Here is an 11,670-nt window from a genome sequence, read left to right as displayed (position 1 = left end):
AGAACCACCTGATCCTAATTATCCTTTTATATTAACTACTGGAAGATTGTACGGGCATTGGCACACACAGACACGCACAGGGAGAATTGATAAAATTCGCAAAATGCACCCAGAACCTTTTATAGAAATTCACCCCCGTGATGCTGCGGCTTTGGGTATTATTGATAATCAGTGGTTAGAAGTGCGATCGCGTCGTGGTAAAACTAAGTTTCCGGCTAAAGTCACAAAAGCTATTTCTCCTGGTACTGTCTTTGTGCCTATGCACTGGGGTAAGCTATGGGCTGATGATGCTGAAGCAAATAATCTCACCCATTCAGAAGCTTGTCCTGATTCCCTTCAACCAGAATTAAAAGCTTGTGCTGTGCAGCTTGTCCCCATTCCTGTAGAAACTTCTGTTCAAAATTATCAGCTTCTGTCTTCACAATGGTAAACTTTGAACAGTATATAGCGGTTATCGGTAGCAATACAATCGAGGGCGCAGACCCTGCGCCCCTACAGGGTTTGCGATTGACTGACTGTATCTCACAAAGAGTGCATACCGCTATAGGACTAATCAAATACTGAAATTGCTTAAGTATGAGATTATTAATTTTATTATCCAAATAATATATATCTCCAGATGGTGAAAATTACATTTTCTCGATCTGTGAAGTTTGTGAAATTGGAAAATATATCATTTTTTATCCTATAGACAATTCTAGAGGATTTTTGTTTTATCTACGTAATTAGCCCGCAAATTTCAAGCAAGGAGTTTTAGATGAGGAAACTAATCAAAAGATTTTTAGAAATTACCAGTGATAAAAGTTTCATCCACCTAATTGAAATTGTCGAGGTGATGGTTTCAAAAATTCTCTCTTTACTGATGATTGTTGTAATTTTTGCGACACTTGGCGATTTAGCAATATTTATCTTCAGGGAAATACTTTCACCAGAAGAAGGTCGTTTTAGTCAGACATTATTCCAGACTTTTGGATTATTTTTAAATGTATTAATTGCTTTAGAAATTTTAGAAAATATTACTGGCTACCTCAAAAAGCACGTTGTCCAAGTTGAATTAGTTATTATTACTTCTTTAATTGCGATCGCCCGGAAAATTATTATTCTTGATTTGAAAGTCACCGAAGGTATAGAAATTATAGGACTAGGTATTGCTATTCTGGCTTTATCAATTAGTTATTTGATCATTCGGATGAGTAATTCTAGACACGAAAATTAAAGAAGGCGTTCAGATTTAAAAGAAAGTTGAGTATTATAGTGCTTATACCTATAATTTATATAACTTCTTTTGGAAATTTCGGATGATTTGTAAATTATTAGTTAATTTTGTATTTTGAATGGGAGCAAACGGCAGGTTAGTAAAGCTATAGTGTATTTAGTCATGGTGCGGCTGTTAATATGGCTAAGGTTAAGTCTACTACCACTACATTTGATAGCGTGACGTATGGCTAACGCCACGCTGCCCTAAAGCCATAGAATTTGTTTAGACACACTCACTAACTCGATGACAGGCAAAAACGCAAGACGGAATGCATTTCTGCGACTGGTGTCTAGTAAGGTCGAAGTTTCGGAGTCAGCATCTCGCTACTCGTTGCTTCCTGGTAAAGAAATGGTAATTGGACGTGACCCTAGCTGCCAAATTGTCTTGGATGCCATGATATACCGGATGGTATCTCGTCGTCATGCGGTGGTTCGTCCCCTTTCTTTATCTCCAGATAGCAGTTACAGTTGGGTAATTTGTGATTTGAATAGTGCTAATGGCACTTTTTTAAATGGAGAACACTTACAAGGATGTCAAGAATTACATTTAGGCGATCGCATTTCCCTTGGTGCTGATGGACCACAATTTATTTTCGGGTATGAAGTTATTGCTCAACCCACAATGATGAATGTTAATAAAGCTACAGTATTATCATCTGTCAATAACTATCAATCATCCTTAAAACAAGATTCTGTCAGCTTTACACAATTATTTCCGATTATTTCTACGGGTAAGGATCTAACTCGCAAAGCTTACCTGATACCAGGAATCCTGACGGTAGTTTTTGTAGTATTAATGTTTGCTACAGTCGGTCATCCCCAAGCCAATCAAGTAATTGTTGGGTCTTATATCGCTTTTGCAGCTTACTATTTCGTTTATCAACTGTGTGGAAAACCTAAGCCCTGGTGGGTACTCCTATCTGCGGCATTGAGTACAATGTTAATATTGCTCAGTCCTCTCTTAGATGTGTTTATCACCGTATTCCGGGATATTTTACCAGGAAGTTTAGACAGTGCATCTCAAGATGGCATTACCTTTACCGAATTATTAGTGCGGATGTTTTTCGGTGCTGGGTTAATGGAGGAGTTGCTGAAAATATTACCAGTCTTAGGAGCATATCTAATTGGGAATTCTTTACCGTCACCTTGGCGAGAACGGATAGGGGTTTGGGAACCTCTAGATGGTATTCTGCTAGGAACAGCTTCGGCTGTGGGTTTTACTTTACTGGAAACTCTTGGTCAATATGTACCCTTAATTTCCCAAGATGCTGGTCAATTAGTCGGTTTACAGCTACTCATTCCTCGAATTTTAGGTTCTGTGGCTGGACACATGGCTTACAGTGGATACTTAGGCTATTTTATTGGTTTGGCTGTCTTGAAACCGACGAAAGGAAAACAAATTCTTTCGGTGGGTTATTTGAGTGCTTCGGCACTTCACGCTTTATGGAATGCGACAGGTTCTATAAATGCTTTTTTATTGGTGGTAGTTGGTGTTTTATCTTATGCCTTTTTGATGGCAGCCATTCTCAAAGCACGGGTATTGTCACCAACGCGATCGCAAAACTTCGCTACCCGCTTTCTCGAACCAAAATAAAATATCAGTAGAGGTAGGAAAAAGTAAAAATTAGGTTTGAGAATCACATTTAGAAAGATATTTAAGGGCATAATCAGCGATCGCTAAACTAATTTTTGCCTGTTCTATTGCTGATAAATTTTCCCAATCTCGTAAATGACCACAGGACTGTTCACCATCACCGATTACGGTTGTCAATGTGTGTTGTTCACTACTTCGCATCGCATAAGCAAAAGGACGAGCTAAAACTAATAAATCATCTATTTCCCAACTAGGTAGTAAAGCTTGTACACATTCCACTAGTTTCTCACTGGCTGATTGTTCAAGAATCAAGACCTCTGAAGCTTTTGAGCAAATAGCAGTGAGTAAAACTTCAGGGATAACCAAAAAAGCATTTTGCAAAGCTTTCTGAAGATAATGGACTGTATTTTCCCGCAGATTATCCTCTTCAATAGCCGGAAATTGATCCCAAATTATATCTAGGTTTTGATAAAAATTATCAGCACTTGTATTCAGTTCTCCTTCTGAGAAATTCTGCAAATCAAACTGTTGTTCTAGATGATGGAAATAAGCTTCTGAAGCAGCGTCCGATACATTCCAGGGATAAGTCCCATCTTCAGGTTCTAGTAGTGCTTCTAGTAGTTCTAAATCAGCTAGCGATGGGACAAGATGTAAAGTATTTAAGTTGGCGATTGAATTTTTCATTTTCATCTCACTATTAATTCATTTGGTCTTGTTGACAGCTACAACCTGAAAAATTAGATTTCCGTAAAATAATTGCATCCACCATCTTCATTAATTCCTAACCCCTACTGTATTCTTCCCAAATAAATTCCCAAATTTCACCTTTAGAACTCCCAAACATTAACTGCATTCCCGATTTTAAAGGTACTTCTTCCCGGAGGATCTGTTGCCAACCGTTGGGGCTTAAATACCAGGTAGTTCCATAGGTAGAAAAATCTTGCAGGTAATAAGTTGCTGTGGATGTAGTGCCATTGAGAGTATTCCGACATAAAATTTCTGCGTGGCGTTTGGAAATATAAATTTCGGGAATCACAATATCATTATCTTTCGTGCGACCGATCCTAGTGACTCCAGAACGTAATAACCAAGCTTTACCACCCGGCGCAAGCGATCGCAAATATGCTGTATTTATAGGAGTAGATAGACCGGAAATTGCTGTATCTGGTAGTTCTGTAATTCCTTCATCCACACTTTTAATCAATTCTCCATCAAAATCAGGATGGAGATAGAGGACTGGTAATGTCCAAGCCGGTTGATTGAATTTATACAGTGTTAATAATTCTTGTCTAGCTGCGGCGACTGCTTCATCAATTGGTTTACGCGATCGCAATGCCTCCGCAAAACTTTGAATAAAACTATGACTTTCAGCATCAGCAATTTCATCACGCATCCCTAATACAGCCGGCACACCATGACGAATCAGCACTTCTGCCAAACTACTTGCAGGTATAGCCTGGTGATCAATGGCTGCTGGTTGCGCCCCCCAACAGGCATTAAAAACTCCAAGTTTTATCCCTGTGCGAGTTAAAACTTGAGCTAATTCTATCCCATTAATCTTGAATCCAGTTCCTAAAAATAATGAGCCTCCGTCAGGATCTGGTAATCCGTGTCCGGCATAAAAGAAAACATTATAAGCTTTAGTTTCTAACTCCTGAATTAACTCTTTTGCTGTAGGTTGCACTAATATTTTGACTGTACAAGGTGCATATACTGGGGTTGTTTTGCCCACAGGACGACCTTCTAACAATATTTTTTTCAGTAAGGATGCTTCTTGATCTAATTGTAATTTATGGTCATGTCCCAACACCAGTAAGATATTTAATGTCTGATCAGTTCGTAATTCTGGTAAAGGTTCTACTTCGCTGGTGGTGCGACTAAATAAAATATCTTGGGATAGAGATATAGCCGATTGTCCAGCTTCTGGCTGCATAATTTCCCAAGGTAAAGCAATCAGATCAGGATCACGAATTTCCAACCGGAAGCGTAATGGCCTATGTTGACCCATAGCCATACCACGACTGCGTTCCCAACTACCAAGAATCGCCCCATCAAACACCCATCGCCATAAATTGATCCCCAAGGATTGCATCAGACGACTACTGTAAGGGCTGGTACTTTGCCCTCCAGGAGATGAAATTAAAGTTAAGGGTATGGTATTAACTGATGGAGAAGTGGGAAAAGAACTAATATCTAAAGAAGCATGACCAGCAAACATTTGCTGCCATTCTTGCCAAACTTGATTAAGTTCAGCATCCAAAACACAATCACGGAGAACATAGCCACTAGGATAGGGTGCTTTGACTACCCAAATGGCGAAATTATCAGTTCCAGTATTTACTAGACGGGCGATCGCCAAATTTAGGCAGGACATGGATTAGTGAAAACTAAACGTTCAAAACACAGATATACAGTTCAACAATTGACAATGGACAATTGACAATTGACAATTACCTAGCCATGGAAGTGCGAGGATTGAGAAAGAAGAATTTTTTGGCTTTTTTCTCCTTTCAAGCAGAGCTTTTGACAATTGACATTCCCCGCTCTCAAGAGATGGGGATTCTTAAAACCAAATAAATAGTCTTAACGGCGATATCCAAACGCCTCTACTGATTCGGTAATGTAGGTAGAAAATCATTGTCTAGGCTAGGAATAATGCTTCACAAGTATAACATTCTTCGGTTTCAACAATATTACCTATCACCTACTAGATCACAGGGACTAGATTGATCTGATTGTAAAATAGAGATATCCAAATCTTGCAGTTCAGAAAAATTAAGCTGGACTGTTTTGGGAGTTTCTGATACGGAGTCAGATGTTTGACAGAAGCGCAAACGCACTACTGGATTATCCACAGCATTAGGATTAGTTCTTTTCTCAATGACTTGGAAAAAACTTTGAGCCGGAAAAGGTTGGTTATTTAAAGTTATCGAACTATTAGCTTTAATCACCCATGTATTAGAGAGATTTTCTAAAGTTCTGGGTGTGGGAGTCGAAATTGGGGAAGGAGATGAAATTGTTGTTGGTAATTTGAATTGCAATTTAAACCAATATCCCAAAAAACCAGATATTAACATCAATCCTAAAATCACGATCAACTGTAATGGAATTGGCGGAAGCTTAATAGTCTTGTCTTTAGTAATTACTTGAGTTTTTTGATCAGAACTTAAATTTTCACCATTGACTGTATCATCTATGCGATCTAATGGCATACTAGCTAAAAAATTAGCAAAATCTACTGTAATATTTGTCTCAGGTTCAGAATATTTAACCTCATAATGCACTAAAGCAATGGTGACATTATCATGTCCGTTTTTAGTATTAGCAATTTCTATTAATCTGTCAGCAGCATTTTCTATACTTATTTTTCCCGAAAGTATAGGTAACATTTCTGTTTCCCAAGATTCTTCTACGCGATCAAAATCACTCAACCCATCAGATGTGAGTAAGAAAACTGCATCTTCGTCAATAATAAAACGTTGAGAAGTGGGATGTAGTGAGGTACTTTTACTCATCCCCAATGCTTGAACTAAAGAGCCAGAACCGCTATGTTGCAATGCTTCCCGGTAGAGAGCATAACCTAAACGAACTTCACGAGAAGCCACGTCATCATCTAAGGTGATTTGATGACAACTATGACGAGTAATCCAGTAAGCACGACTATCACCAACATGGGTAATATACATTTCATGGGCAACTGGTAAAGCCATAACGATGGTTGTTCCCATGCGTTGTCGCCCTTGACGATGTTCGCTATCGTTGCGCTGGCTAATTTTATCGTTAACGGTTGCTACTGCTCGTTCTAAATCGGATAGCAGAAGTGCAGGATCTATATTTTCGTAGGGAACTGAACTCAATCCTTGGAGTTGTTGTTGAATGGTTTCAATTGCTAAATTTGAGGCTACATTACCGCCTTCATGTCCACCAATACCGTCACAAACAATGGCTAAAGCACTATGATGTGGTGGTTTAGCTATTAAGGTGTTTTGAGGAGGAAAACAGGCATCTTCATTGCGTGGGCGAATTGGTCCAGAGTCTGTTTTGGTATAGATTTTAATAGTAGTTGTTTGGGATCTTTCTAATTGAATTAATCCTCGATCTAAAACTTTAATTAATTGCTCAGATGAGTTAATTTCTCCCTGAATTAGAGCTTCACATACTTGTTGAATAAAGGGGGCAATATTTGGTTTAGCATTTTGGAGTAATTGCCACCAAAATTCTCCCAATTGGGATAATGTCGGTATATTTTCTCCGTCAAAACGCAATTCTAGTAAGCGAATTAATACCCCTTCTACCCTTAATAAATGTGGATCTAGTAGACTAGATGCGACTCCTTCTAGAGCGAGGGGTTGCCACAAATTAGCTAATTGCCACAACCAATGGATTTGGCGGATTGATGATGCTTCTGGCCAAACAGTATCTAAACTACTACACAGGTTAACTTGAGTGAAAGTTGCATCAATTAATATTGGTGGTTTTTCTAAAAGCAATATTTCTGTTTGGGTCTGCTTATTAGCTAAATTCAGAACTCCATATACTTGTGGTATATTTATACGATAGGGAATTAGTTTGAGATAAGGTTTAATTTTCTCTAAATTATCTAATTCAGGAATTTGGGGTAATAACCCAGGTTTGATATCTAAAAGAATGGATTTACTAATGACTAAATAGCGATCGCCTAAAATAGCGCCAGGATGATTTGGGCTGATATCTTCTCCCACAGCCCAGAGATAACGCTTAGGTAAGGGTGTGGAACACTGCTGGCAAAATTTGTGGGTAAGGGGATTAGCAAATTGACAGTATTCATTTGGGCAGTAGAGCGTTACCGCATCATTTTCCATAGTTTTCCCACCGATCAGCAATTGGCATTTTTTTCAACAGTATTTTATTACGGCAGTTGATACCGCTTATATTTTTCTTAACCCACAGCCCATCATAACTTTTATTGCTGTGGGAATATGTATCCATAGCAGAACTAAATTTTAACCTGTCATTAAACCTTGACAAACCAGTCCGGGGGCAGGAGGCAGGGGAGCAGAGGAGCAGGGGGCAGGGGAGCAGGGGAGCAGGGAAATATTTCTTACATATTGCTTTCTTTTAACTGTCACCTGTCACCTGTCACCTATCACCTGTCACCTGTCACCTATCACCTATCACCTGCTATATTTACCAAATTTATTGATTGTCTTTAGCTGCAACTTGAGGTAATCCCATGCTGTAGTTAGTAACGCGACTGGAGAGATTGTAGCTAATTTCGCCTTTTTGGAGAAGCGATCGCAGATAATGCTCTAAGTCTGAACCAATGCGGCGTAAGTTGTAATCGGTTAGATCCGCGCCACTAGATGCTTCTACAAGTTGATCAAACTGGCGATAAACTTTTTGCAGAGCATCTTCATTCCAGTTGAATTCGTTGTCTGGATCAATATCTAATGTCAAAACCTGATTACTCGGAATCAGTTCATCCTTGTCCATTTCCGCCGCAAAAATGCGAATATGGCGGGTTGTGGACTTAAGCAGCATCGGGTTATCCATAAGTGTGGGTGTAAGAGTTTAGCTGAATTACACTGCAATTATTTTAACTGCTATGTTTGAGCTTATAGCAGAAAAGAAGGTTAAAGTCTAAAATTTGCAGCGTGGACTCTAAGACCGATAAATATAGCAGGAAATCCATGACCTAAGCATACAGGAATTTAGATTCCGGAATTAATTTATCTTCATGTATATGATTATTCTTGAAAATTTTGCGGATTTTGTACTGATTCTGATTTTTATTAATGTAAATATACTTGTATCGTAGTAACTTTACTGAATTTTTCTCCATTTAGTGAATTTTTCTATAACTATAAATTGCATTTATTAAAGGAGTGGATTCAGTGTAACCCATTAAGTATTATCACGTATGAAAGTAAAAAAAATAATATTTCTTGACGTTTTGGAGAAGTTGATGTAAAAACCTTTAACAAGGCCTAATCATTTTTTTACAGAAACTTCATGGTATGACACCTCAAAAACTGAATAATAGTTTAGGGCTTGGATATGCCATAACTGGTAAAGAAACATCAAAAAACAGTAAAATCTAACTGAAATAAATACAGGGGGAGTAAAATAGAATGCCAGTTTTATGGATGAGGAAAAATTCTTATCTTCAAAAACTTTGGATTCACAAAAGTATAACAAAAGTATAAGGAATTTTTCTGAAGATTTAGTCTCTCACCCGTATGACCACTAAAGTAAAGGAATCCTCAAAACTATGAACTCCAAAGCATTACCACGTCAAATAAATAATCCCGAAGTAGGTGTTTATGAGTGTGAAATCCACCTCAAATTCCGCCTGATTGAAGAAAAAAGTCTGTTAAGCGATCGCGATCAACTGTTACAAGTATTACTAGAAGCTTTAACTGAAGGATCTGATGACTTTTTAGAAACCTTACAGGCATCAGTGAAAGCTCAGGAGATTTCGGAGTTTAAAGCTTCTCCACAGATGCGTCGTCAACTCATGCGTTTACGGAATTTCGCTGATACTATCCAATAGGCATCGGTGTAATTTCGTATCATAGCAAATCTATTTGAGAATTGCGATAATTAAGTTTTGAAGGTCTGCTTCTACCTGTTTTTTTAACTATGACTTTGCTTGTAAACGTAAAATTACGTCTACAGCATTGGTGTCTCTATGCTGGCAAACTAGGAAAATTACAAATCACAATTTGTAACGTAAGTTACTATTTTGACAGCAAAATTTAGCCAGGTGCATTTTACCGTTTTCTACCAATAAATCTTAATTAGCAGTGCGGGTAGTTTACTTAGCTAGACCATGTTCTAGCGCAAAACGAACTAACTCTGTACGGCTATTAGTACCAGTTTTACTAAATAAACGACTGACATATTTTTCCACATTGCGAACGCTTGTTTCTAAACGACGGGCAATTTCTTTATTCATTAATCCTTCTGCTACCAGATTTAAAACACTTTGTTCTCTAGGAGTCAAATCAATTTTAAATGGGGCTGGGGATTGGGATATGGCACTTCGATGAGTTAATAGTATTCTAATTTGAGCGATTTGATTAGCCAATTCGGCAAGATTTGGAGTTTCGCTATCTTCCCCGGTAGTAGGGGTTTGGGCGCTACGACGAGCGAGTAAATTTTCAACTATGGCAACTAATTCATCAGGATCAAATGGTTTGGGTAGATAAGCGTCAACACCTGCATGGTAGCCTTGAATGCGATCGCCTGTCATGCCTTTGGCGGTCAAAAATACCACTGGTAATGCTTGAAAGCGAGGATCATCTCGCAGTTGTTTGAGAAACTGATAGCCATCTACCTGGGGCATCATAATATCAGAAATAACTAAATCAGCGGTGTTCTCTTGCATCCAATCCCAACCTTCACGGGCATTACTGGCAGTTTGAACCCTAAAACCGCTTTCTTGTAAATATTCTTTGACGGCTTCCCTCAATCCTGGTTCGTCATCTACCAGTAACAGTTGTGCTGACATTGAAAATTCCTATAAGTGTACATTTCCCTAATGTAGCGAAATTTGGCTAGTCTTGGCTACTGGGTAAGAGGGAGATTGAACACAAGAAAAGTTTCTGGCGATTATAAATCACTACTACACAAACAAAGTCCGTCTCCGCGGACTAAGAACCCACGCAGGCTGTCACTGAGCTTGTCGATAGCGTAGCGTGGCGTTAGCCATAGTGTGGGTTTTGTCTGTAGAGCCGCGACTTCTAGTCGCCTTTTCAAATATCTTCTAACATTAAAAAGTTATGAAATTGCTACTTTATAGCCACAAAAAAGGCCAGATTGAAAAGATTTAGTAGACTGGCATTTATTTTAAAAATGCTAATATGTTAATCATGGGCAGTTAAAAATCATAACTGTTAAAAACAAAGAGGAGAACCATGTCTGATACGCAAACTATATTACACAACTTTGGTCAGGTTTATGACAATCCTGTATTGCTAGATCACAGTGTCACCGCGCCCGTTGTCGAAGGATTTAATGTTGTATTGGCTAGTTTTCAGGCATTGTACTTGCAATATCAAAAACATCATTTTGTAGTTGAAGGGGCAGAGTTCAATTCACTACACGAATTCTTTAACGACAGCTACAACGAAGTCCAAGATCACATCCATGAAATTGGCGAACGTTTAAATGGTTTGGGTGGAATACCAGCAGCTAGTTTTAGTAAGTTAGCTGAATTATGCTGTTTTGAACCAGAAGCAGATGGCGCATTTTCTTCTCGGACAATGGTAGAAAATGACCTGGTTGCGGAACAAGCATTAATTGGTGTAATTCGCCGTCAAGCCGCTCAAGCTGAAAGTTTGGGCGATAGAGGCACACGCTATTTGTACGAAAAAATTCTTTTGAAAACTGAAGAAAGAGCTTATCACTTAGGTCACTTCTTGGCTAAGGATAGTTTAACTTTAGGTTTTGTACAACCTGCTCAGAATTAAAGTTTTCATAATCTCAATTTAACCAAATTACAAAAAAAGTAAATTTTAGGAATTGAGAATTTTCCAAAATTCATATTTTTGGCAGAAAGGTGTAAATTATCCTTTTTGCCATTTTTTATTTTAGCCATTTAAATATATTTGAATTAACTGCAAATTTTGAAGATTTCATTAAAGATAAATTCTCGCATTTAGAGTGTTCCAAACAATAAATGATCCAAAACCAGAGATTGCTTCATTCCGCTTCGCTCCATTCGCAATGACAATTGAGCATTTTTTTACTTGGAATACTCTTACTTGTTAAAATTAAATACAGATTTACCTGCATTTGAAAATCAACAAGAGCAGCTTATTGAAAACATATTTCAG

General features: G+C 38.2%; 10 protein-coding genes. 5 read left to right on the top strand and 5 right to left on the bottom strand.

Features of this window, described 5'->3' with window-relative positions; genetic code table 11:
- The 3 genes from FJR38_RS28255 to FJR38_RS06750 form a co-directional block, all read left to right on the top strand.
- Positions 1-430: molybdopterin dinucleotide binding domain-containing protein (locus tag FJR38_RS28255; RefSeq protein ID WP_305765067.1), on the top strand; the 430-nt coding region annotated here is incomplete at its 5' end.
- 327 nt (positions 431-757) lie between these two features.
- The gene (locus tag FJR38_RS06755) at positions 758-1,216 is read left to right on the top strand and encodes a phosphate-starvation-inducible PsiE family protein (RefSeq protein WP_168496745.1); all 459 of its coding nucleotides are present in this window, start codon (positions 758-760) and stop codon (positions 1,214-1,216) included.
- Positions 1,217-1,501: 285 nt separating this feature from the next.
- Positions 1,502-2,851 (top strand): PrsW family glutamic-type intramembrane protease, encoded by a 1,350-nt coding sequence (locus FJR38_RS06750; protein ID WP_168536081.1) that lies wholly within the window; start codon positions 1,502-1,504, stop codon positions 2,849-2,851.
- Between the two features lie 30 nt (positions 2,852-2,881).
- Here FJR38_RS06750 and FJR38_RS06745 read toward each other — a convergent pair whose 3' ends face one another.
- The 4 genes from FJR38_RS06745 to FJR38_RS06730 form a co-directional block, all read right to left on the bottom strand.
- Positions 2,882-3,535 (bottom strand): hypothetical protein, encoded by a 654-nt coding sequence (locus tag FJR38_RS06745; RefSeq protein ID WP_168496741.1) that lies wholly within the window; start codon positions 3,533-3,535, stop codon positions 2,882-2,884.
- A 97-nt stretch (positions 3,536-3,632) separates the two neighbouring features.
- On the bottom strand, positions 3,633-5,225 hold the full coding sequence (locus FJR38_RS06740) for a CHAT domain-containing protein (RefSeq protein ID WP_168496739.1): 1,593 nt from the start codon (positions 5,223-5,225) through the stop codon (positions 3,633-3,635).
- A 319-nt stretch (positions 5,226-5,544) separates the two neighbouring features.
- Positions 5,545-7,692 carry a PP2C family serine/threonine-protein phosphatase gene (locus tag FJR38_RS06735; protein ID WP_168536079.1) on the bottom strand — a complete coding sequence of 716 codons (2,148 nt, stop codon included), beginning with the start codon at positions 7,690-7,692 and terminating at the stop codon, positions 5,545-5,547.
- Between the two features lie 334 nt (positions 7,693-8,026).
- Positions 8,027-8,383: an NAD(P)H-quinone oxidoreductase subunit M gene (locus FJR38_RS06730; RefSeq protein ID WP_168496735.1), complete on the bottom strand. Its 357-nt coding sequence runs from the start codon at positions 8,381-8,383 to the stop codon at positions 8,027-8,029.
- A gap of 718 nt (positions 8,384-9,101) precedes the next feature.
- Between FJR38_RS06730 and FJR38_RS06725 the strand changes: the two genes are divergently transcribed.
- Positions 9,102-9,383, top strand: a complete 282-nt coding sequence (locus FJR38_RS06725; protein ID WP_168496733.1) for an Npun_R1517 family heterocyst differentiation transcriptional regulator — start codon at positions 9,102-9,104, stop codon at positions 9,381-9,383.
- Positions 9,384-9,647: 264 nt separating this feature from the next.
- Here FJR38_RS06725 and FJR38_RS06720 read toward each other — a convergent pair whose 3' ends face one another.
- Complete coding sequence (locus tag FJR38_RS06720) at positions 9,648-10,343, bottom strand: response regulator transcription factor (protein WP_168496731.1); 696 nt, start codon at positions 10,341-10,343, stop codon at positions 9,648-9,650.
- Between the two features lie 406 nt (positions 10,344-10,749).
- Between FJR38_RS06720 and FJR38_RS06715 the strand changes: the two genes are divergently transcribed.
- On the top strand, positions 10,750-11,304 hold the full coding sequence (locus FJR38_RS06715; protein ID WP_168536077.1) for a Dps family protein: 555 nt from the start codon (positions 10,750-10,752) through the stop codon (positions 11,302-11,304).
- Positions 11,305-11,670: the final 366 nt, after the last annotated feature.

The organism is Anabaena sp. UHCC 0253, from assembly GCF_009712085.1.
Lineage (GTDB): Bacteria > Cyanobacteriota > Cyanobacteriia > Cyanobacteriales > Nostocaceae > Dolichospermum.
Note: the sequence above shows the minus strand (reverse complement) of the source record. Positions and strands in the feature narration are given on the sequence as shown.